This is a genomic window from Pseudomonas sp. DCA-1, assembly GCF_046523955.1.
Classification (GTDB): domain Bacteria; phylum Pseudomonadota; class Gammaproteobacteria; order Pseudomonadales; family Pseudomonadaceae; genus Aquipseudomonas; species Aquipseudomonas putida_Y.
The window spans coordinates 1,451,385-1,473,723 of sequence record NZ_CP169881.1 but is presented as its reverse complement, the minus strand read 5'-3'; the positions used below and the strand labels follow the sequence as shown (position 1 = coordinate 1,473,723).

Below are 22,339 nucleotides of genomic sequence, written 5' to 3'. Positions count from 1 at the left end.
TCCTAGCGGGATTTTTCGAAAGGTTTCACAAATGTGATTCTAGGCTCTTTCCATGGCCCTTCGACACGGTAGTGCACGCTGGCAAAGCGTGACACGCGGTCACCGATCAGCCGATCGACCAGGAACAGTGCGCCGCCCACAGCTGGCGCGCCGACGATCAACGCAGCCAGCGGCAGGTTGTTGGTCACCGGCAGGCTCACCTGCAGGTCGGCATCGACACGGTCGCTGACCATGTCCAGCGTGCCGTCGAGCTCGAAGTTGCTCGACGGGCCGGTCACGGTAATCGGTTTGCGGGTTACGTAGACGCCACTACTGGCCACCAGCAAGCCCTTGACCCGGTCATAGGCCAGGCCCTTGTCAAACAGGTCGGAAAAGTCCAGACGCAGGCGACGGCCAATCGAGTTGAAGTTGAGCAGGCCGAACACCCGCAGTGCCTGTGCACTGCCTTCGACCTCGACGAACTGGCCGGTGCGCAGCGCTGCATCCAGGCTGCCCGAGAAGCGTTTCAGGCCCACCGCGGCCGGCGAACCCGGCCAGCGGCCATCCACATCCAGGCGGAAGTCGCGGCTGGTCACAGTCGGGGCAAAGCCCCAGGCTTTGAGCACATCCGCCAGGTTCTTGCCATCAAGGCGCCCTTTGTACCAACTGCTGGTTTTGCCCGTTTCACCCTCCCAGCCACCACCGCCATCAATGCGCAACCCCTTGAGGTCGAGGTCGATATCACTGGCCTTGACGCCACGTGCGGTCGGCCGCAGCTTGATCGAGGCGCTGCCGTAAAGATCGTCACCTCGATAAAGCTTGTCGATGCTCAGGTCCAGTGCCGGGACTTTGCGCGGATCGAACGAGGACAGCGGGTCGGGCCCGTCTTCAGCCTGCTGTTCAGCGGCGCTGGCGGCAGGCAGGCGCAAGGTCTGCATGCGCACGACCATGGGCGCGCCCTTGGCATCCGGTACGCGTGCGTTACCGATGACCTCCTTGCTGTCGAGGCGCAAATCCCAGGCTGGCCCGGCCCGGGCCAGGCGAACTACGGCCTGGTTCAGGTCCATGCCGAAGGCTTTCAACTGGCCGATGCTCAGGTCGACGCTTTGCAAGTTCTGCCGCGCGCTGCCACCCGGGTCGTCGCCAGCAAGCTGGGCAGCCTTTTCCTGCCAAGGGGCCAGGTCCAGGGTCTCCAGGCGCCCGCGCACCCTCAGCCCCTGGCTGACAGGTACCCGGGCGTCGCCTGTACCCAGCACCAGCTCGCCACGGCCCTGCGTCAACTTTTCGGCCGGTGCAGCATAGGCAAAGCGGGCAAGGTCGGCGTAGGCGGCATCGAATTGCCGCTCCGGGCCCTGAAGGCTCATGTTGAAACGGCTGTCACGGGTATCTGCTGCCGCTTTGCCGAACGGAGCCGGCAAGTCGATGGCCAAGCCCTTGAGGCTGGAAGTGACACTCAGGCGGTTGTCCCGGCTCCCCAGACTGAGCTGCAACTGATACGGCAGGTCACCGGATGCCGGCAAAGCCTGGTTGAATTGCAGCCAGTCAGTCAGCGTCTTGAGCGATACCTGGCCATTGGCATTGATGCGGGTCTGCATCTGCCCAGCCTGACCTTCAGCGGTGATTCGAGCCGTTACCGGCTTGCCGAAGGCCTGTAGGCTGATGCCCTTGCCACTCAGGCCCTTGTCGAAGTCGAAGCTGAAGTCGCCCTTCAGGCGGTTCAACTCCAGGCTCGGCGGGGCAACCTTCAGGCGCGCGTCACTGGTGGCGAAGTCCACCTGCACTTTTGGGCGCTGCCCATGGGTCAGCGGGATATCGAGCTTGACCTTGCCCTTCAGCGGCCCCTCACCTTCCCAGCCGGCAAAAATCTCACCGGTGCCGATGGGCGCTTCCTTGAGAATCTTCAGGCCATCACCCAGGCTACCGTCGAAGTCGCCGTCCAGATAAAGGTGACTGTGCTGGTCACCGTCAACATGCGGGATATCGACTTTCACATCGCTGACCTTGGTGTCGAGCAGCACGCCTCGCCGGGCCATGATGCGCACGCCACTGTCCTCGATGAACACATCGCCATCCACATGCTGCACCTGTGGCCAACCAGGCTGGAAGTCCAGGGCGGCGTCGTGCACCTTGAAGAACAGGCTGATGCTGCGCGCTTCCGGCGCTGCGCCATGGTTCAGCGAGCCCTGATACTGGAAATAACCCTCGTCCACGGCACCTTTGACGATAGCGCTGCGCAGCCATTCGTCGAGTGCCGGGCTGAGCACTTCGGGCAGGTACTTGGCGGTATAACGGCCATCGCCTTCGGTCAGGCCGACGCGCAGGTCCATGTAGTCCTCGCGGCCCTCCTCGAACAACAGGCGAATCAGGAAGTCACCGGCGATCTTGCCCTCTTCGCCCAGCACCTTGAGGTAGGGCGCAACCAGGGTGAAACCGTCTTTGTCCAAAGTCCAGGTCAGGCGCGCATTCGCCTTCTGGTAGTGCCAGGGCTTGGCGAAGATCGGGTACAGATGCAGCATGAACGCATCGGTATCCAGGCGCAGCTCGCCATGGCCCAGATCACCCCTGATGCTGCCACTGACGTTACCGGCCGCCGGGGCGTTGTGATAAGCATCGAAGCCTACTTTCTCCAGGTTGGCTGCAAACTGCAGGCGCTGGTCACCCTCGGCCTTGGGCCTGGCCTCGAGGCGCACATTGCGCAACGTACCGGTTACCTTCAAGCCATCGACCACATCCTTTACCTTGTCCGGAAGCGGTGCCAGGGCATCGATCAACGGGGTCAGCGGTGTGAGGTCGAGGCGGTCCGCCTGTAACTGCCAGCTTTCATCGGCTGCGTTCTGGCCAGGGCGCTGCTGCAACTGCAGGTGAGACTCCCAGCGAGCCTTACCGAGGTCCATGGCCAACGAGTCGACGACTACGTCGAAGCCTTGCTCCCGCCGCTGGAACCACGCACCAAAAGCCAGATTATTCAGGTTGGCAGCCTTGCGCCCGGCATAGGCGCCCTCCAGCCTGGGAGCATTGAGCCGTACGACGGCCCGTTGCAACTGTCCCTTGCCCCAGTTGACCCAGAACTCACCGCCTGCCCGCAGGGTATCAGCATGCCACTGCCCCAACACCCGGGGCGGCAGCCAATGTGCCCAGTCACTTTGCGGCAGGCTCAAATAGGCTTCTACCTCGCCATCGCGCCAAGCTTCGGCCGACATATGGCTGTTCAGGCTCAGCGCCAGGGGCTGGCCGTCGGGCAGGGTGGCACGCAGGTCCAAGGCCTGGCGTGTGGCACCGGCCTGCACGCCGGCACTCACATAAGTCAGGGTCAGCGGGTCGCGCTGCCAGGGGTGCAGGGTGACCAGACTGTCGAACACATCGATGCGCCCCAGCTGGCGCAAGCGCTGCAGCAGGTCGGCAGGGTCCAGCGGTGCATCGTCCTTTTTAGGCAGGCCTTCGAGGCTCCAGGCGCCCTGCTCGTTCTCGCGAAGGATCAGTTGCAGCCCGCCCAGCTGAATACGCGCCAGGCGCACTTCGCGGGCGGTGAGGCTGGCCCAGATGTCGGGCACCACCATGACCTCGTCCAGCCGCAGCGCCTTGGCGCCTTCGCCCAATTGCAGGTCGCGCACCCGCAACACGGGGGCCAGTCCGCTCCAGTGCCCTTCCAGGGCACCGACATGCACGGGCAGGCCCAGCGCCTGCTCGGCCTTGCTTTCTACATCGGCACGGTACTCGGCTACCAGCGGCACCAGTTCACGGCCAAGGCTGACATATAGCGCTACCAATACTGTCAGCAGGGCACATATGCCCAACCCCCAGCGGGTCAGAGCGACAAGAACGCGGTTCAGACGTCCCATGGCCATGGCCCTCCAAGTCGTTTATCCATGATGGCCGGTACTGCCGGCTTTGCCAGCCCGACGACGCAGTGGCGTGTTTCAGAAGGCCTCAGAGCAGCACCACGTCGTATTGTTCCTGCGAATACATCGACTCGACCTGGAAGCGAATGGTTCGACCGATGAAGGCCTCCAGTTCCGCCACGTTGCCTGATTCTTCATCCAGCAGGCGGTCGACCACCTTCTGGTTGGCCAGCACACGGTAGCCTTCAGCCTGATAGGCACGGGCCTCCCGCAGGATCTCGCGGAATATTTCGTAACAGATGGTCTCGGGTGTTTTCAGCTTGCCGCGGCCCTGACAGGCCAGGCACGGCTCGCAAAGCACCTGCTCCAGGCTTTCCCGCGTGCGCTTGCGGGTCATCTGCACCAGGCCCAACTCGGTGATGCCAATGATGTTGGTCTTGGCATGATCGCGCTCCAGCTGTTTTTCCAGGGTACGCAGTACCTGGCGCTGGTGATCTTCGTCTTCCATGTCGATGAAGTCGATGATGATGATGCCGCCAATGTTGCGCAGGCGCAGTTGTCGGGCGATGGCGGTAGCGGCCTCGAGGTTGGTCTTGAAGATGGTTTCTTCGAGGTTGCGGTGGCCGACGAAAGCCCCGGTGTTGACATCAATGGTGGTCATCGCTTCGGCCGGGTCGACCACCAGATAGCCGCCGGACTTCAACGGCACCTTGCGCTCAAGGGCCCGCTGGATCTCGTCTTCGACGCCGTACAGGTCAAAGATCGGGCGCTCGCCCGGGTAATGTTCGAGGCGGTCGGCAATTTCCGGCATCAACTCGCCGACGAACTGTGTAGTCTTCTGGAAGGTTTCCCGCGAGTCGATGCGGATCTTCTCGATCTTCGGGTTGACCAGGTCGCGCAGGGTACGCAGGGCCAGGCCAAGGTCTTCGTAAATGACCGTGGGCGCGCCGCAGGTCTTGATCTGGGTGCCAATTTGCTCCCACAGGCGGCGCAGGTAGCGAATGTCCTGCAAGATCTCCTCGGCACGCGCACCTTCGGCGGCGGTGCGCAGGATGAAGCCGCCGGCATCCTTGATGTTCTCGCTATCCATGCAGTCGCTGACCACCTGCTTGAGGCGATCACGCTCGGCTTCGTCCTCGATTTTCAGCGAAATACCGACATGACTGCTGCGCGGCATGTACACCAGGTAGCGCGACGGAATTGATAGCTGAGTGGTCAGGCGCGCACCCTTGGTGCCGATCGGGTCCTTGGTCACCTGCACCACCAGGGCCTGCCCTTCGTGTACCAGTGCGGTGATGTTCTCTACCGCCGAGCCTTCACGCTGGGAAATTTCCGAGGCATGGATAAACGCAGCGCGCTCAAGGCCGATGTCGACGAAGGCCGCCTGCATGCCTGGCAGCACACGCACCACCTTGCCCTTGTAGATATTACCGACGATGCCACGGCGCTGGGTGCGCTCGACGTGCACTTCCTGCAGCACCCCGTTTTCCACCACCGCCACACGTGACTCCATCGGGGTGATGTTGATCAGGATCTCTTCACTCATGGCAGGCTCTCGTCAAAGGTTCTTTCTAATGATGGATGGCGTATGCACTGCTGGCTACTGCGGGTTTGTTACCTCTGGCGTATGCGCGGGCGATTGCCAGCAGGCAATGCCGAACTGGCCAAGCAAATCCGCCGTTTCACAGAGCGGCAAGCCGACCACCGCCGAGTAGCTGCCAGAGAGGCCGGTGACGAACACCGCACCCAACCCCTGGACGGCATAGCCGCCTGCCTTGTCGACCGGCTCGCCGCTGGCCCAGTAGCGCTGCGCTTCATCGGTACTGATGGCGCGAAAGCGCACCTTGCTGGTAACGCAAAAACTGTGCACCCGCTGGCCATCGTCCAGGGCAACAGCGGTCAGCACCTGATGCTCGCGGCCCGACAGGTCAGCCAGCATGGCCAAGGCATCTTCGCGGTTTTCCGGTTTGCCGAGAATACGACCATCGAGCACCACGGCAGTGTCTGCGCCGAGCACTACAGCCGGCCCGTCGACACGGGCCAGGCCGGCGGCGGCCTTTGCCCGGGCCAGGCGTTCGACGTAGGCAGGGGCGCTTTCGCTGGGCAGCGGAGATTCATCGACGGGGGCATTGATGACAATGAATGGCACGCCGATCTGCGTCAGCAGTTCACGACGACGGGGCGAGCCGGAAGCCAGGTATAGCGGGGTCATGCAGACATCTCCCTGTCAGCGGCACATTGCCGTCAGTTGATATGCAAGCGTCGACGCAGGTCGCGCAAGGCAAAGCTGATCCACGGCCAGAGCAAGGCACTGATTACCGCCGACCAAACCAGCGCCAAGGTGGGCAGGCGGTTGCCGGTCAGTGCGCTGAGCCATAGCTGGATCAACTGGGCGATGCCAAAGATCACCAGAATGACCAGGCTTTGCTGCCACATGGGGAACATGCGCAGACGCTGCTGCAGGGACAGCACCAGAAAGGTGATGAGGGTAAGGACCAGCGCATTCTGCCCCAGCAGGGTGCCATACAGCACGTCCTCGGCCAGGCCCAGCACGAATGCCGTGGTCATGCCGACTTTGTTCGGCACGGCAAGGGTCCAGAACGACACCAGCAAGGCCAGCCACATGGGCCGGAACACCTCCATGAACTGCGGCATGGGAGAAACACTGAGCAGCAGGCCGATGGCGAAAGTAAGCCAGATGATCCAGCCGTTGTTGCGGCGTGATGCAGCCATCATTGCCTCCGGGGTTGAGCGGGTGCGGCCGGCGTGGCAGGTGCAGCAGCCGGGGCTGCGGGCTGCGCGACCGGAGTGACCGGAGCTGCCGGTGCGACCGCCGCGGCCGGCGTACCAGCGGCTGGCGCAACCTGATCACCGGTAGCGGCCGGCTGACCAGCAGGTGCAGCCCCCTTGCGGTCAGCCTCCTCCTGAGCAATGGCGGCATCGGTGGCGCGCTGCTCCGGGCTACGCCGGTCACTGAACACCAGCAACATATAGCGGCTGCGGTTAAGCGCGGCGGTGGGGATGGCGCGGACGATGGCAAAGGGCTGGCCGGAATCGTGGATCACTTCGTTGACCGTGGCCACCGGGTAACCGGCAGGAAAGCGCTGCCCCATGCCGGAACTGACCAGCAGGTCGCCTTCCTTGATGTCGGCAGTGTCGGCCACATGGCGCAACTCCAGGCGCTCCGGGTTGCCAGTGCCGCTGGCAATGGCACGCAGACCGTTGCGGTTGACCTGCACCGGAATGCTGTGGGTGGTATCGGTCAGCAGCAGCACCCGCGCGGTGTAGGGCATCAACTCTACGACCTGGCCCATCAGGCCGCGGGCGTCGAGCACCGGCTGGCCCAGAAAAACACCATCACGCTCACCCTTGTTGATCAGAATGCGGTGGGTAAACGGGTTGGGGTCGACACCGATCAGCTCGGCCACTTCGACCTTTTCGTTGACCAGCGCCGAAGAGTTGAGCAACTCGCGCAGCCGCACGTTCTGCTCGGTCAGGGCCGCCAGCTTCTGCAGGCGCCCCTGCAGCAGCAGGGCTTCAGTCTTGAGCTTCTCGTTTTCGGCAATCAGCTCGGTGCGGCTACCGAACTGGCCGGCCACACCTTGCCAGGCACGCTGCGGCAAATCGGTGATCCAGTACGACTCCATCAGCACCAGGCCCATCTGGCTGCGCACGGGCTTGAGCACGTCAAAGCGCGCGTCGACAACCATCAACGCGACTGACATCACCACCAGAACGAGCAGGCGAACGCCCAGCGAAGGGCCCTTGGAGAAAAGCGGTTTAATGGGCCGTTCCTCGTGGACGACTCAGGAGGTCATTGGACATGGGACAACGCACCAGCCTGGTTGCGGATTGACGGTTACGGCGCCCCAAACGGGCACCAGCGCAGCACATACAGGTAGCACTGTGCGTACTACCTGTAAACCGGGCGCTCGTGAACAGCAAGCGTGATCACTCGCTGGAGAGCAGGTCCATCGCGTGCTTGTCCATCATTTCCAGGGCGCGACCGCCGCCACGGGCGACGCAGGTCAGCGGGTCCTCGGCAACGATTACCGGCAGGCCGGTTTCCTGGGCCAGCAGTTTGTCGAGGTCACGCAGCAGCGCACCACCACCGGTCAGCACCAGGCCGCGCTCGGCGATGTCCGAAGCAAGCTCCGGCGGCGATTGCTCGAGGGCGCTCTTGACCGCCTGGACGATGGTCGCCAGCGATTCCTGCAGCGCTTCGAGCACTTCGTTGGAGTTCAGGGTGAAGGCACGCGGTACGCCTTCGGCCAGGTTACGACCACGTACGTCGACTTCACGTACTTCGCCACCTGGGTAGGCAGTACCGATTTCCTGCTTGATACGCTCGGCGGTGGATTCGCCGATCAAGCTGCCGTAGTTGCGGCGCACGTAGGTAACGATGGCTTCGTCGAAGCGGTCACCGCCCACACGGACGGACTCGGCATAGACCACGCCGTTCAGCGAGATCAGGGCGATTTCAGTGGTACCACCACCGATATCGACGACCATGGAACCGCGGGCCTCTTCAACCGGCAGCCCTGCACCGATGGCAGCGGCCATCGGCTCTTCGATCAGGAACACTTCACGGGCACCCGCACCGAGGGCCGACTCGCGGATGGCGCGACGCTCGACCTGGGTCGACTTGCACGGCACGCAGATCAGCACGCGCGGGCTTGGCTGCAGGAAGCTGTTCTCGTGAACCTTGTTGATAAAATATTGCAACATTTTTTCGCAGACGCTGAAGTCGGCGATGACGCCGTCTTTCATCGGACGAATGGCTGCAATGTTGCCAGGCGTACGGCCCAGCATGCGTTTGGCTTCGGTACCGACGGCGACGACGCTTTTCTGGTTGCCATGGGTACGGATGGCAACAACCGAGGGCTCATTCAGGACGATACCGCGCTCACGCACGTAAATAAGGGTGTTGGCAGTACCCAGGTCGATAGAAAGATCGCTGGAAAACATGCCACGCAGTTTCTTGAACATGGGAAAGTGACCCTGGGGAAAGCGTGGGTAAAAAAGTGCGGCAAACTCTAACAATGGCAGGGATTTTGGGCAAGGAGCCAATATGTTAAATTGGCTGTTTTTCCGAGCACGCCAGCAGAATTTCGCGGCCGTTAGACCGCCAGAAAGCTGACATGTTCCTCACTGCGGACCCAAATTCCGTTCTTTGTTTCCCTTGGAGATCCTCATGGCGCTTGAACGCTGCGACGTGGAAAAGATCGCCCATCTGGCCCGCCTGGGCCTGAATGATGGCGAACTGCCACGCATTACTGACGCCCTGAACAGCATTCTCGGCCTGGTCGACCAGATGCAAGCGGTCGATACCACTGGCATCGAGCCCCTGGCCCACCCGCTGGAGGCCAGCCAGCGCCTGCGTCCCGACCAAGTCACCGAAAGCAACCAGCGCGACGCCTACCAGGCCATTGCGCCGTCGACCGAAAGCGGTCTGTACCTGGTTCCCAAAGTCATCGAGTAAGGGATAGAGCCTGCCATGCATCAATTGACCCTGGCCGAGATCGCCCGCGGACTCGCCGACAAATCGTTTTCTTCCGAAGAGCTGACTGGCGCGCTGCTGGCGCGCATCAAACAGCTCGACCCACAGATCAACAGCTTCATCAGCATCATCGACGACCTGGCCCTGGGCCAGGCGCGTGCCGCCGATGCCCGGCGCGCCGCTGGCGAAACCGGCGCGCTGCTGGGTGCACCGATCGCCCACAAAGACCTGTTCTGCACCAACGGCGTACGCACCAGCTGCGGCTCGAAGATGCTCGACAACTTCAACGCGCCCTATGACGCCACGGTGGTCGCCAAGCTGGCCGAAGCCGGCATGGTCACCCTGGGCAAGACCAACATGGACGAGTTCGCCATGGGTTCGGCCAACGAATCCAGCCATTACGGCGCGGTGAAAAACCCATGGAACCTCGAGCACGTTCCGGGCGGCTCGTCCGGTGGTTCGGCCGCTGCAGTGGCCGCGCGCCTGCTGCCCGCCACCACGGGCACCGACACCGGCGGCTCGATCCGCCAACCCGCGGCACTGACCAACCTCACCGGCCTCAAGCCAACGTACGGTCGTGTGTCACGCTGGGGCATGATCGCCTACGCCTCCAGCCTCGACCAAGGCGGCCCGCTGGCCCGCACCGCCGAGGACTGCGCGCTGCTGCTGCAAGGCATGGCCGGCTTTGATGCCAAGGATTCCACCAGCATCGAAGAACCGGTGCCGGACTACAGCGCCAGCCTGAACGCTTCGTTGCAGGGCCTGCGCATCGGCCTGCCGAAAGAGTACTTCGGCGCCGGCCTCGACCCCCGCATCGCCGACCTGGTCCAGGCCAGCGTCAAAGAGCTGGAAAAGCTCGGTGCAGTGGTAAAGGAAATCAGCCTGCCGAACATGCAGCATGCCATTCCGGCCTACTACGTGATCGCCCCGGCTGAAGCCTCTTCCAACCTGTCGCGTTTCGACGGCGTACGCTTCGGCTACCGCTGCGAAGAGCCCAAAGACCTCACCGACCTGTACAAGCGCTCACGCGGCGAAGGCTTCGGCGCTGAAGTACAGCGCCGCATCATGGTCGGGACCTACGCCCTGTCGGCCGGTTACTACGACGCCTACTACGTGAAGGCGCAGCAAATCCGCCGCCTGATCAAGAACGACTTCATGGCCGCCTTCAACGATGTCGACCTGATTCTCGGCCCGACCACGCCAAACCCGGCCTGGAAGCTTGGCGCCAAGAGCAGCGACCCGGTTGCCGCGTATCTCGAAGACGTCTACACCATCACCGCCAACCTGGCGGGCCTGCCAGGCCTGTCGATGCCTGCGGGCTTCGTCGACGGCCTGCCGGTCGGCGTGCAGCTGCTGGCGCCGTACTTCCAGGAAGGCCGCCTGCTTAACGTCGCGCACCGCTACCAGCAGGTGACCGACTGGCACACCCGCGCCCCCAACGGCTTCTGAGGAATTCACACATGCAATGGGAAGTTGTGATCGGGCTGGAAATTCACACTCAGCTCGCCACCCAGTCGAAGATCTTCTCCGGCAGCGCTACCACCTTTGGCTCCGAGCCGAATACTCAGGCCAGCCTGGTTGACCTGGGCATGCCCGGTGTACTGCCGGTGCTGAACGAGGAAGCCGTGCGCATGGCGTGCATGTTCGGCCTGGCCATCGATGCCGAGATCGGCAAGCGCAACGTGTTCGCACGAAAAAACTACTTCTACCCGGACCTGCCCAAGGGCTACCAGATCAGCCAGATGGACCTGCCGATCGTCGGCAAGGGCCACCTGGACATCGCGCTGGAAGACGGCACCATCAAGCGCATCGGCGTAACTCGCGCGCACCTTGAAGAGGACGCCGGCAAGAGCCTGCACGAAGACTTCAGCGGTTCCACCGGTATCGACCTGAACCGTGCCGGCACCCCGCTGCTGGAAATCGTCTCCGAGCCTGACATGCGCAGCGCCAAGGAAGCCGTCGCCTACGTCAAGGCGATCCACGCGCTGGTGCGCTACCTGGGCATCTGCGACGGCAACATGGCCGAAGGTTCGCTGCGCTGCGACTGCAACGTATCGATCCGCCCGAAAGGCCAGACCGAGTTCGGCACTCGCTGCGAAATCAAGAACGTCAACTCGTTCCGCTTCATCGAGCGCGCGATCAACAGCGAAATCCAGCGCCAGATCGACCTGATCGAAGACGGTGGCAAAGTGGTGCAGGAGACCCGCCTGTACGACCCGAACCGTGACGAAACCCGCTCCATGCGCAGCAAAGAGGAAGCTAACGACTACCGTTACTTCCCCGATCCGGACCTGCTGCCGGTGGTCATCGAGGACAGCTTCCTCGAAACCATCCGCGCCGGCCTGCCGGAACTGCCCCCACAGAAGGTCGAGCGTTTCCAGAGCCAGTACGGCCTGTCGGCCTACGACGCCAACGTATTGGCTTCTAGCCGCGAACAGGCAGACTACTTCGAAGAAGTGGTGAAGATCGGGGGGGATGCCAAGCTGGCGGCCAACTGGGTCATGGTCGAACTGGGCAGCCTGCTGAACAAGCTGGGTGTCGAAATCGATCAGGCGCCGGTCAGCGCCGCGCAGCTGGGCGGCATGCTGCTGCGCATTCGTGACAACACCATCAGCGGCAAGATTGCCAAGACCGTGTTCGAGGCCATGGCCGCCGGTGAAGGCGATGCTGACAGCATCATCGAGAGCAAAGGCCTGAAACAGGTTACCGACACCGGGGCGATCGACAAGATGCTCGACGAAATGCTGGCAGCCAATGCCGAGCAGGTCGAACAGTATCGTGCAGCCGATGAGGCCAAGCGCGGCAAGATGTTCGGCTTCTTCGTCGGCCAGGCCATGAAAGCCTCCAAAGGCAAGGCCAACCCGGGGCAGGTGAACCAATTGCTCAAGGCCAAGCTCGAAGGGTGATGATTTTCCCCCTGTAATGCTGCGAGGGCTTCGCCCTCGTTCGCGGCTGAAGCCGCTCCTACACAAGCCAACGCTTCGCCTGTAGGAGCGGGTTTACCCGCGAATGGCCGCACCGGAGAGCACCTGACTTGCTAAAACGATCCCTCGGCACCCTCGCCCTGTTTTCTTTCCTGGCCGGCTGCGCCAGCCATGACATCGACCCCCGCGGTTACGACCAAACGGGCACCGCTTCCTACTACGGGTCGCGCCACCACGGTAAACGCACCGCCAGTGGCGAACCGTTCAACCAGCACGGCCTTACCGCCGCCCACCGCAGCCTGCCTTTCGGCACGCGTGTACTGGTCACCAACATGGCCAACCAGCGCAGTGTGGTGGTACGTATCAACGACCGTGGCCCGCACACCCGCGGCCGCCTGATCGACCTGTCTCGCGCAGCAGCAGAAAAAATCGGCATGCTCCGTAGCGGAACAGCGCGCGTGCGGGTACAAGGGCTTAGCGACTGACGCGACAGGAGTCCGACCATTTTCGACCTGGCCACCCTTCCCACTTTTAGCCTGCTGCAAATGGGCGTTGCCCTGCTGTTGCTGGTCGGCGGCGCCGAGTTACTGGTGCGCTCCGCTTTGCGCCTGGCGCAACGCCTGCATGTTCGTCCGCTGATCATAGGCCTGAGCCTGGTGGCCTTCGGCAGCACCGCGCCACAATTGACCGTCAGCCTCCAGGCTGCCTACCAGGGCGCGCCGGATGTGGCAGTAGGCAGCGTGATAGGCAGCAACATCTTCAACGTACTGGTCATTCTCGGCCTGGCCGCACTGATCATCCCGCTGCGGGTGTCACGCCAGCTGGTGCGCCTGGACATTCCATTGATGATCGTCGCCAGCGGGCTGGTGTATGCACTGTCCGCCAATGCCCGCCTGGGCAGGGTTGAAGGGGCACTGTTATTGCTTGGGCTGGCCGGTTACCTGGCCATGCTCTGGCACCAGTCGCGCCACTACGCACGCACCTACCCTGCCCCGGACGCCGCCAGGTCAGGTGCCGGGCGCTTCTGGGCAGGTACGCTGCTGCAGGTACTGGTCGGCCTTGGCCTGCTGAGCCTGGCGGGCCACTTGTTACTGGAAGCTGCCATCGAGGTGGCCACCGACCTGGGCCTGTCCGAGCGCATCATCGGCCTGACGGTGGTTGCCATCTGCACCTCCCTGCCGGAACTGGCCGCTGCGCTGATCGCCGCCTTGCGTGGCGAACGGGAGATCGCGGTGGGCACGGTGATCGGCAGCAACCTGTTCAACCTGCTGGCCGTATTGGGCCTGACCGCACTGATCACCCCGGAGCCACTGTCGATTTCGCCTAACGCGCTGTCTTTCGATCTGCCTGTAATGCTCGGCGTTGCCGTACTGAGCCTGCCAGTGTTCTATTCCGGTTACCGCATCACTCGCGCCGAAGGCCTGGTGTTTCTTTGCCTGTACCTGGCCTACGGCCTTCATGTGGCGGCTTTTACCATGGGTATGCCGCTGGCTGGCCGCCTGGAGCGATTGATGCTGTTCTATGTACTGCCGGTGCTCGCCACAGTGCTGCTGTACACCACCGTGCGTGCCTGGCGGAGGCAGCATTGAGGGGCATGGAAGTGGCACGCGTCAGGGCCGCCAGACGCATGCCTTTAGGCTTTCATCGCCTGTGAGATCGAGCGCCGCGCGGGCGGCGCTCGATCTCACAGACGCCGAAAACCTAACGGCATACCCCTTACGAACAAACCCGATCAGCCCTTGGCCTGGCGCGCCTTCTTCATCTTGAAGGCGAGCCACAGCACAGCGATCCATGCCGGGATCAGCATTACCGAGATGCGAATTGGCGGCGTCAGGTACATCACCACCAGGATCAGCACAATGAATGCCAGGCACAGGTAGTTGGTCAGTGGGTGCCCCAGGCTTTTGTAGAAAGGGGTGATCCCGGCAGCCAACTTGGCCTTGCGGAACTTCAGGTGGGTGATACTGATGCTCGCCCAGTTGATTACCAGCGCAGACACCGCCAACGCCATCAGCAAGCCAAAGGCCCCACCCGGCATCAGGTAGTTGATCAGCACGCACAGGCCGGTCGCAAAGGCCGAGACGCCCAGCGCGGTCAGCGGCACACCGCTACGGCTTACCTTCAGCAACTGACGCGGCGCATCGCCCTGGCTAGCCAGGCCGAACAGCATACGGCTATTGGCGTACACACAGCTGTTGTACACCGAGAGCGCAGCCGTCAACACCACGATATTGAGGATGGTCGCCACCAGGTCGCTGTCCAGTTCGTGGAAGATCATCACGAACGGGCTGCCGCCCTGCACCACCTTCTGCCAAGGGTACAGCGACAACAGCACTGCCAAGGCACCGATGTAGAAAATCAGGATGCGGTACACCACCTGGTTGGTGGCCTTGGGGATGCTCTGGCGCGGGTTGTCAGCCTCGGCAGCCGTGATGCCGACCAGCTCCAGGCCACCGAACGAGAACATGATCACCGCCAGGGCCATTACCAGACCCGTGACGCCGTTAGGGAAGAAGCCGCCGTACTGCCACAGGTTGGCCACGCTGGCATCCGGGCCACCATGACCGCTGCCCAGCAACCAGGCACCAAAGCCGATCATGCTGACGATCGCTACCACCTTGACCAGGGCGAACCAGAACTCCATCTCGCCATAGACCTTTACCTGGGTCAGGTTGATCAGGTTGATCACCACGAAGAAGATCGCCGCCGTGGCCCAGGTGGGGAAGTCCGGCCACCAGTACTGCACGTAGATACCGACCGCCGTCAGCTCGGCCATGCCGACCAGCACGTACACCACCCAGTAATTCCAGCCTGAGACAAAGCCGGCAAACTCGCTCCAGTATTGGTGGGCGAAGTGGCTGAAGCTGCCGGCGACCGGCTCTTCCACCACCATTTCGCCCAGCTGGCGCATGATCAGGAAGGCCATCAGGCCGGCGATGGCGTAGCCCAGCAACACGGAGGGGCCGGCCAACTGAATGGTCTGGGCAATGCCCAGGAACAAGCCGGTACCGATGGCCCCGCCCAGCGCGATCAGCTGGATATGGCGATTCTTCAGCCCGCGCTGTAACCGCTCGGGCGTGCTCTGGTCTTGCATGAAGTGTCCTTTAGCTCAGTGAGGCAGTGTTGTTGCTGTTATTTGCAGTCAAGGATCTAGATCCATCCGCCCCACTGCAAGATGAAAATACCAATGTTGGTGGTGATCGCCGCCATTAGCGTGGTAATCACGATGATCGACGCGGCCAGTTCATGATTGCCGTTGGCCGCCCGCGCCATCACGTAGCTGGCTGCAGCGGTCGGGCTGCCCATGTACAGGAACAGGATGCCCAGCTCCGCCCCGCGAAACCCGCAAAACCAGGCCCCAAGGGTGCCGAGCAGCGGCAGCCAGAGCATTTTCACGAGGCTGGCATCGATGGCCAGCCGGCCACAGTTACGCAGCGCTGCCAGTGACAGCGTGCCACCGATACAGATCAGCGCCAGCGGCAGGGTCATCTGTGCCAGGTAGTCGCCCGAGGTCAGCAACCAGTTAGGCAGCGGCACCTGACCGTAAGCCATCGGTGCGGCCACCAGCACGCTGATGATCAGCGGGTTGCTGAAAATGCTCTTGCAGATACTCCACGGATCGGACTTGAGGTCCGGGCTGTACACCGCCAGTACTACCGCTGACAGCGAGTTGTACATGAGGATGACCAGGCCTGCGAGCACCGCCCCCAGGGAAATGCCATAGTCACCGTACAGGCTGGCGGCCAGGGCCAGGCCGATCACACCGTTGTTGCCGCGGAAGGCGCCCTGGGTATAGATGCCCCGGTCGGCCATCGGGCTGCGCCAGATGGCCATGCCCCAGGCAATGCCGAAACCGGCCAGGGTGGCGAAGATGAAATACAGGAGGACACCGGGCTTGACCGCTGCGGCCAGGTCGGCGTGGTAGATGCCGAGGAACAGCAGCGCCGGCATGCAGACGTTGAACACCAGCTGCGAGGCGACACGGTTGAAGTTGTCGTCGATCAAGTGTACGCGTTTGAGCAGGACGCCCATGAACAGCATGGCGAATACCGGCGCCGTGATGTTCAGGGTCTGGATAAGAAGGGCGAGCATGCGCAAGCGATCCTGGAGGGGTTGCCGTCAGGCGGCCAATGATACGTCAACGGCCGGGATTTGCGGGGATCAAGCGCGATAAAAGGAAATGCCTTTCAGGTTTTCCGATGCCTTCACCGGCCTCTTTGCACGTAAACCCGCTTCCACAGGTACCACGCCGCAACTCATCGGCTCATACATACCTGTCAGCCATTCATGACAAGCCCGCAGCAACCCAAGCCTTGTTCAGCCGCTTCTCCCGCGCCGACGCCGCCAGCGCCATCACCCCCTGGTCACGCTGCCAGATTTGCGCCCAATGCACCGGCCCTGTCGCCAACGCCGCATCGATCTCCCCCCGCAACGCCTGGAACTGCGCAAACAACCCGCCCAGCAACAAGTGGCAACCCATGCTATCGGCACACTGGCGGCTACCCTCGGCACAGCCGGCCAACAGCCCAAGCAACTGCAGGCGCAGACCCTGCGGCCAGGCGCACTCTTGCCCCACGCCATATAACCAAGCGGTCAGCGCCGTGAGCACATACAAATCCTCCAGCGAACGGAACGGCTTCACATAGGCATCCCAACCGTCACCGGCCAGCAACTCGCACGATGCCTGCTCCAGCAGCAATCGCCCATGGCCGACTTCCGGCATCAGCGGCAGGGTTGGCAATGGCTCCAGTGTTACCCCCGGCTCCCCGGGGTAAACCACCGCCAGGCTCAGTTGCGGCGCAGCGCCAGCCGCTTCGCTACGCGCTGCCACCAGCAACCACTCCGCCTCCAGGCCAGCAGTAACGAAGTCTTTGCAACCCGACAGCCGCAGAGCGTCCAGCCGTGTGTGCATGTCTGCCGGTCGCACGCTGCGCCGCTCGGTGGCACACAAGGCGCCAAGGCTGTGCGGCGCACTGGGCCACAGCACGCGAAGGGCAGCCTGGTAACCCACCAGGAAGGCCAGGCCCGGGGTGGCCATTGCACGCCCGCCCAGTACCGCCAGTTCGAACGGGGCAACCGGGCCGAGGCGCTCAAGCAGCGCGGCGTAGGTTTCGCCCAGGGTACCTGTCGGCGCGAGGCGAAGCGGATCGTTGAGTCGTTGCAACCAGGCCATGGCACAGCTCCTTGCTGGAGGGCTTTCAGTTAAGGCTCAGGGTGTGTCACGCAAGCATCACCAAAGATTCACAGGGGTGACACTGGGTCTACCTAGGCTGACTTTGCACAACAAAGCCGACCGGCCGCAACCCTTCTTGGCTGGCTTATGGAGACTCGTAATGACTCGGATCGCTACCGCTGGCGACTACAGCACTGAACGCCGTCTGCAAGCCGAACGCCTGGTTGGCGCCGCGGCGCTGCAAGAAGCCCAAGCCTTGCGCTACAAAGTATTCAGCGCAGAATTCAAGGCCAAGCTCAAAGGTGCCGAGCAAGGCCTGGACATGGACGACTACGACGTGCACTGCCGCCACATTGGTGTACGCGACCTGAGCACCGGCGAACTGGTTGCCACCACCCGCCTGCTCGATCATCAGGCCGCCAGCAGCCTGGGCCGCTTCTACAGCGAAGAAGAGTTCAGCCTGCACGGCCTGTTGCAGCTGCAAGGCCCGATCCTCGAGCTGGGCCGGACCTGCGTGGCCCCCGACTACCGCAACGGCGGCACCATCGCCGTGCTCTGGGGTGAACTGGCCGAGGTGCTCAACGAGGGCCGCTACAGCTATCTGATGGGCTGCGCCAGCATCCCCATGCAGGACGGCGGCGTACAGGCCCATGCAGTGATGCAGCGCCTGCGTGAGCGCTACCTGTGCACCGAACACCTGCGAGCCGAGCCGAAGAACCCGCTGCCGAAACTGGCCCTGCCCAACAACGTCATTGCCGAAATGCCACCGCTGCTCAAGGCTTACATGCGCCTGGGCGCGAAGATTTGCGGCGAGCCATGCTGGGACGAGGATTTCCAGGTGGCTGACGTGTTCATCCTGCTAAAACGCGACGAGCTGTGCCCACGCTACGCCCGCCACTTCAAGGCGGCGGTCTGATGCCGAAGTTGCGGGTACTGGCCCGCCTCATCCGACTGCTGCTGGTGCTGACGCAGGGCATGCTGATGGCCAGCATCATCGCCTTGGGAGAACGCTTGGGCTTCAAGGCGCCGATCGAACGGCGCCAGCGCTGGACCTGCCTGTTCATGAAGCGCCTGGTCGCCGCCCTACCCTTCGACGTGAAGGTAGTTGGCGAACTTCCACAGCGGCCGATGCTGTGGGTCAGCAACCATGTTTCCTGGACCGACATACCCCTGCTTGGCATGCTCACGCCGCTGTCTTTCCTGTCCAAGGCCGAAGTTCGCCATTGGCCGGTGGCCGGCTGGTTGGCGGAAAAGGCCGGCACGCTGTTCATTCGCCGTGGTGGTGGCGACAGCCAGCGCCTGCGCGAACAGATCGCCGGGCAACTGGGTCTGGCCCGCCCGCTGCTGATATTCCCCGAAGGCACCACTACCAGCGGCCGCACGTTGCGCACCTTTCATGGCCGCCTGCTGGCAGGTGCCATCGACCGTGGCGTGGCAGTGCAGCCAGTCGCTATCCAGTACCTGCGTGATGACCAGATCGACCCGGCAGCGCCGTTCATTGGGGAAGACGACCTGGTGTCGCACCTGATACGCCTGTTTGCCCTGCCGCGAGGCGAGGTATGCATCCACCTGCTGCAGCCTATCGGTAGCGTGGGCAAGGAACGTGCGGTGCTGGCATTGCAGGCGCAACAGGCGATTCACCTGGCGCTGTTTGGGGTTGAAGACGTGGAGATGGCGCCACGTCGACAGGCGCGGGCTGCCTGAATGCGTGTACTGCCTGTTCTGGCCCTTTCGCGGGTGAACCCGCTCCTACACCGAGCGCATTGCCCGTAGGAGCGGGTTTACCCGCGAAGGGGCCAGTATCACCCACACACCTCTAACTGTCAGACCTCCGCCCTACCGCCGCAAACGCCTGCAGCTGCGGGTAGAACTCGCGAAAATCCGCCAGCAGCGGCTCATACAGTCGCTCCAGTTCCACCATCACCCCGGCCATCCCCTCAGGCCGTGACAAGCGCCGGGCAATGCCGTTGAACACCTGCTCCAAGGTGGCAAAATCGCCATACGCCCCTAGCCAGTCATCCGCTGCCATGAAAGGCGCAATCCGCGCCAACCGCCCAGGCAGCTCGGGCTCTGCCAGCAGTACCCGATAAAACGCGCCAGTGAACTGCTCCAGCGGCTGTTCGGCGTAGTGGCTCCAATGCCGTGCCAGGCAATGGTCGAAAAACACGTCCAGAACGATGCCGGCAAAGCGCCGCCGCTCGCGCGGAAAACGTGCCAGAGCCGCTAGCACCAACGGGTGCTGGTCGGTGTAACTGTCGATATGCCGGTGCAGCCGGATGGCCGCCTCCAGCGCAGGCGGAAAGCGCCCTTCCAACGAGCCTTTGACAAAGTCGCCATAAAGGCTGCCAAGCAGTTGTTGCGGCGCCGGGCCGCCCAGGTGCAAGTGTGCGAGGTAGTTCATGAGCGCAGTCTAGCATCGCCACCCAGCATATCGTTATAACGCGATATATCGATTCGTGCTCAGCTCAGAACGCCTTCGTATTTGTATATCGGAATTCAGCGAATTATATTTCGTCCTATCGCGATATACCGCTACAGCGAGCCTCAAACCATGCCACTCGATCTCGACGAAATCATAAAAGCACTGGCCCACCCGGTCAGGCGAGAAATTCTCAGCTGGCTGAAAGACCCGGCAACCCAGTTCCCAGACCAGTACCACAGCACCGAAAACGGTGTGTGTGCCGGGCAAATCGACCAGCGCTGCGGCCTGTCGCAGTCGACGGTCTCTGCCCACCTGGCCACGTTGCAGCGCGCCGGGCTTATCAGCAGCCAGAAGATTGGCCAATGGCACTTTTTCAAACGCGACGAAGCCACCATCCAGGCGTTCCTCGAACAACTGCGCCAAGCACTTTGACAAGGCAGGTAACCGCTATGACCACGCTTTTCGATCCAATCAAACTGGGCGACCTGCAACTGCCCAACCGTATCATCATGGCCCCGCTCACCCGCTGCCGCGCCGATGAAGGCCGCGTGCCCAATGCGCTGATGGCCGAATACTACGTACAGCGTGCCAGCGCCGGGCTGATCCTCAGCGAGGCCACTTCGGTCAGCCCCATGGGCGTCGGCTACCCAGATACCCCCGGCATCTGGAACGATGAACAGGTCCGTGGCTGGAACAATGTGACAAAGGCCGTACATGCCGCAGGCGGACGCATCTTCCTGCAGCTGTGGCACGTGGGCCGAATCTCCCACCCCAGCTATCTGAATGGCGAACTGCCTGTAGCCCCCAGCGCGATCCAACCCAAGGGCCATGTGAGCCTGGTGCGCCCACTGAGTGACTACCCCACCCCACGAGCACTGGAAACCGAAGAAATCAGCGACATCGTCGAGGCCTACCGCAGCGGTGCCGAAAATGCCAAGGCTGCCGGTTTTGATGGTGTGGAGATCCATGGCGCCAACGGTTACCTGCTCGACCAGTTCCTGCAAAGCAGCACCAACCAGCGCACCGACCGTTACGGCGGCTCGCTGGAGAACCGCGCGCGCCTGCTGCTGGAGGTGACCGATGCGGCCATTGAAGTGTGGGGCGCGCAGCGCGTAGGTGTGCACCTGGCACCGCGTGCCGACGCCCATGACATGGGCGACGCCGACCGCGCCGAGACCTTCACCTATGTGGCCCGAGAGCTGGGCAAGCGCGGCATCGCCTTTATCTGCTCGCGGGAGCGGGAAGCCGATGACAGCATCGGGCCGCTGATCAAAGAGGCATTCGGTGGCCCGTACATTGTCAACGAGCGTTTCGACAAGGCCAGTGCCAATTCCGCCCTGGCCAGTGGCAAAGCAGATGCCGTGGCGTTTGGTGTGCCGTTCATCGCCAACCCCGACCTGCCGGCACGGCTGGCAGCCGATGCGCCGTTGAACGAGGCACATCCCGAAACTTTCTATGGCAAGGGGCCGGTGGGTTACATCGATTATCCGCGGTTGTGATCGAGAGCCGTTCGCGGGCACGCCCGCTCCCACCGGTACAGCGAAAAGCTTGAAAGCTGTTCTTGATCCTGTGAGAGCGGGCGTGCCTGCGAATAAGGCTCAGCTGATGTCACGGACGAGCGTTGATCTGTTGCTGCAGGTTCTGAATCTGGCTTTGCAGCGTGTTCAGGTTACGCGTCATCTGCGCCCGGAAGGCATCGAACTCCTTCACCGAAGCACCACTGGAGGACGCCGCAGCCGGGCGGTTGTCGATCTGGCTCTTGAGCACGACCATGTCCTGCTCCAGGCTCTGGATAGCCGCACTCGGGTTGCCCTGCTTCTTCAGTGCTGCCACCTCGCCACCCAAACTCTTGAGCTGGCCGTCCAGCTTGCCGCCATCAACCTGTGCAGCCTTCAGCGCGGCAACCTGCTCGTTCAGGCTCTTTAACTGGGCATCCAGCTTGCCACCATCGACCTGACCCGAACGCAACGCCGCCAGCTCGCCATTCACCAGCTTCAACTGCGCCTGCAACTGGCTTTGCAGCTCGGTCACGGCCTTCTGCTGTTCTCGCGTATCGGCCAGCACCTGCTCCAGACGCTTGCCCAGGTCGCCGGTCTGACCGGCAACACCCTTCTGCAACTGGCGCAGCTGTAGCTTCAATGCCTCAGTGCTGGTAGTGGCGCCTGACTCGGTGGCCGCCACCTTGCCACTGATCGCCTGAAGGCGGCCAGCCGCCTCCTCACTGATGCGGGCAAAGCTTTCCTGGGTGGCCACCAGTTGCTGCTCCATCAGCGAGATCTGCTGGAAACTCCACCAGCCCAGGCCCGCCAACGCGATGAAGGAGGCTCCGATCAACGCCCACAACGGCGCCGTGCTGGCCCCGCGGGCGGCTTTCTGGCGGCTGCGCATCACATGCGCCGGCATCAGTTCGTCATCATCAACCGTTCCCGCCCGCAAAGTTGGCACGTCATCAAAGTCATCGTGAACATGGTTACGCATGGATACATTCAACCGCCGAAGTCA

At 62.6% G+C, this 22,339-nt stretch carries 20 protein-coding genes; 9 read left to right on the top strand and 11 right to left on the bottom strand.

Annotated features, from left to right (window positions below):
* Positions 1 to 2: 2 nt before the first annotated feature.
* From ACE4QZ_RS07105 to mreB, 6 genes are all read right to left on the bottom strand, one after another.
* Complete coding sequence (locus tag ACE4QZ_RS07105; RefSeq protein WP_021781846.1) at positions 3 to 3,824, bottom strand: YhdP family protein; 3,822 nt, start codon at positions 3,822 to 3,824, stop codon at positions 3 to 5.
* 82 nt (positions 3,825 to 3,906) lie between these two features.
* Positions 3,907 to 5,364, bottom strand: coding sequence for a ribonuclease G (gene rng / locus ACE4QZ_RS07100; protein WP_021781845.1), 1,458 nt, complete (start codon positions 5,362 to 5,364; stop codon positions 3,907 to 3,909).
* A gap of 54 nt (positions 5,365 to 5,418) precedes the next feature.
* Positions 5,419 to 6,030, bottom strand: a complete 612-nt coding sequence (locus ACE4QZ_RS07095) for a Maf family protein (protein WP_021781844.1) — start codon at positions 6,028 to 6,030, stop codon at positions 5,419 to 5,421.
* Between the two features lie 32 nt (positions 6,031 to 6,062).
* On the bottom strand, positions 6,063 to 6,551 hold the full coding sequence (gene mreD / locus ACE4QZ_RS07090; protein ID WP_021781843.1) for a rod shape-determining protein MreD: 489 nt from the start codon (positions 6,549 to 6,551) through the stop codon (positions 6,063 to 6,065).
* On the bottom strand, positions 6,551 to 7,543 hold the full coding sequence (gene mreC / locus ACE4QZ_RS07085; RefSeq protein ID WP_021781842.1) for a rod shape-determining protein MreC: 993 nt from the start codon (positions 7,541 to 7,543) through the stop codon (positions 6,551 to 6,553). The genes mreD and mreC overlap by 1 nt, the downstream gene beginning before the upstream one ends.
* Positions 7,544 to 7,769: 226 nt before the next feature.
* Positions 7,770 to 8,807 carry a rod shape-determining protein MreB gene (gene mreB / locus ACE4QZ_RS07080; RefSeq protein WP_003255163.1) on the bottom strand — a complete coding sequence of 346 codons (1,038 nt, stop codon included), beginning with the start codon at positions 8,805 to 8,807 and terminating at the stop codon, positions 7,770 to 7,772.
* Positions 8,808 to 9,012: 205 nt separating this feature from the next.
* Here mreB and gatC point away from each other — a divergent pair, with 205 nt between their 5' ends.
* The 5 genes from gatC (at position 9,013) to ACE4QZ_RS07055 (ending at position 13,831) form a co-directional block, all read left to right on the top strand.
* On the top strand, positions 9,013 to 9,300 hold the full coding sequence (gene gatC, locus ACE4QZ_RS07075) for an Asp-tRNA(Asn)/Glu-tRNA(Gln) amidotransferase subunit GatC (protein ID WP_003255165.1): 288 nt from the start codon (positions 9,013 to 9,015) through the stop codon (positions 9,298 to 9,300).
* A gap of 15 nt (positions 9,301 to 9,315) precedes the next feature.
* On the top strand, positions 9,316 to 10,767 hold the full coding sequence (gene gatA, locus ACE4QZ_RS07070; protein WP_103463220.1) for an Asp-tRNA(Asn)/Glu-tRNA(Gln) amidotransferase subunit GatA: 1,452 nt from the start codon (positions 9,316 to 9,318) through the stop codon (positions 10,765 to 10,767).
* Between the two features lie 11 nt (positions 10,768 to 10,778).
* A complete protein-coding gene (gatB, locus tag ACE4QZ_RS07065) occupies positions 10,779 to 12,224 on the top strand; it encodes an Asp-tRNA(Asn)/Glu-tRNA(Gln) amidotransferase subunit GatB (RefSeq protein WP_021781840.1) in 1,446 nt (481 codons plus the stop codon).
* A gap of 128 nt (positions 12,225 to 12,352) precedes the next feature.
* Positions 12,353 to 12,727, top strand: coding sequence for a septal ring lytic transglycosylase RlpA family protein (locus ACE4QZ_RS07060; RefSeq protein WP_012270637.1), 375 nt, complete (start codon positions 12,353 to 12,355; stop codon positions 12,725 to 12,727).
* A gap of 60 nt (positions 12,728 to 12,787) precedes the next feature.
* Positions 12,788 to 13,831, top strand: a complete 1,044-nt coding sequence (locus ACE4QZ_RS07055; RefSeq protein WP_021781839.1) for a calcium/sodium antiporter — start codon at positions 12,788 to 12,790, stop codon at positions 13,829 to 13,831.
* Between the two features lie 143 nt (positions 13,832 to 13,974).
* On the opposite strand, the gene ACE4QZ_RS07050 is transcribed toward ACE4QZ_RS07055, so the two are convergent.
* From ACE4QZ_RS07050 to ACE4QZ_RS07040, 3 genes are all read right to left on the bottom strand, one after another.
* Complete coding sequence (locus ACE4QZ_RS07050) at positions 13,975 to 15,336, bottom strand: amino acid permease (protein WP_103443535.1); 1,362 nt, start codon at positions 15,334 to 15,336, stop codon at positions 13,975 to 13,977.
* 56 nt (positions 15,337 to 15,392) lie between these two features.
* A complete protein-coding gene (locus ACE4QZ_RS07045) occupies positions 15,393 to 16,334 on the bottom strand; it encodes an AEC family transporter (RefSeq protein ID WP_101196485.1) in 942 nt (313 codons plus the stop codon).
* A gap of 193 nt (positions 16,335 to 16,527) precedes the next feature.
* Positions 16,528 to 17,415: a hypothetical protein gene (locus ACE4QZ_RS07040; protein ID WP_021781836.1), complete on the bottom strand. Its 888-nt coding sequence runs from the start codon at positions 17,413 to 17,415 to the stop codon at positions 16,528 to 16,530.
* A 160-nt stretch (positions 17,416 to 17,575) separates the two neighbouring features.
* Between ACE4QZ_RS07040 and olsB the strand changes: the two genes are divergently transcribed.
* Both olsB and ACE4QZ_RS07030 read left to right on the top strand, forming a co-directional pair.
* Positions 17,576 to 18,331, top strand: a complete 756-nt coding sequence (gene olsB, locus ACE4QZ_RS07035) for an L-ornithine N(alpha)-acyltransferase (RefSeq protein WP_101196484.1) — start codon at positions 17,576 to 17,578, stop codon at positions 18,329 to 18,331.
* Positions 18,331 to 19,119, top strand: coding sequence for a lysophospholipid acyltransferase family protein (locus tag ACE4QZ_RS07030; RefSeq protein WP_021781834.1), 789 nt, complete (start codon positions 18,331 to 18,333; stop codon positions 19,117 to 19,119). Before olsB ends, ACE4QZ_RS07030 begins: the two co-directional genes overlap by 1 nt.
* A gap of 112 nt (positions 19,120 to 19,231) precedes the next feature.
* Here the strand turns inward: ACE4QZ_RS07030 and ACE4QZ_RS07025 are convergent, their stop codons facing one another.
* Entirely contained in the window at positions 19,232 to 19,816 is a 585-nt protein-coding gene (locus ACE4QZ_RS07025) for an ACP phosphodiesterase (RefSeq protein ID WP_021781833.1), read from the bottom strand.
* A 150-nt stretch (positions 19,817 to 19,966) separates the two neighbouring features.
* Between ACE4QZ_RS07025 and ACE4QZ_RS07020 the strand changes: the two genes are divergently transcribed.
* Both ACE4QZ_RS07020 and ACE4QZ_RS07015 read left to right on the top strand, forming a co-directional pair.
* Entirely contained in the window at positions 19,967 to 20,269 is a 303-nt protein-coding gene (locus tag ACE4QZ_RS07020) for an ArsR/SmtB family transcription factor (RefSeq protein ID WP_003255178.1), read from the top strand.
* Positions 20,270 to 20,286: 17 nt separating this feature from the next.
* Positions 20,287 to 21,336, top strand: a complete 1,050-nt coding sequence (locus ACE4QZ_RS07015; protein WP_103463221.1) for an alkene reductase — start codon at positions 20,287 to 20,289, stop codon at positions 21,334 to 21,336.
* A gap of 109 nt (positions 21,337 to 21,445) precedes the next feature.
* Here the strand turns inward: ACE4QZ_RS07015 and ACE4QZ_RS07010 are convergent, their stop codons facing one another.
* Positions 21,446 to 22,315 (bottom strand): hypothetical protein, encoded by an 870-nt coding sequence (locus tag ACE4QZ_RS07010; protein WP_021781831.1) that lies wholly within the window; start codon positions 22,313 to 22,315, stop codon positions 21,446 to 21,448.
* Positions 22,316 to 22,339: the final 24 nt, after the last annotated feature.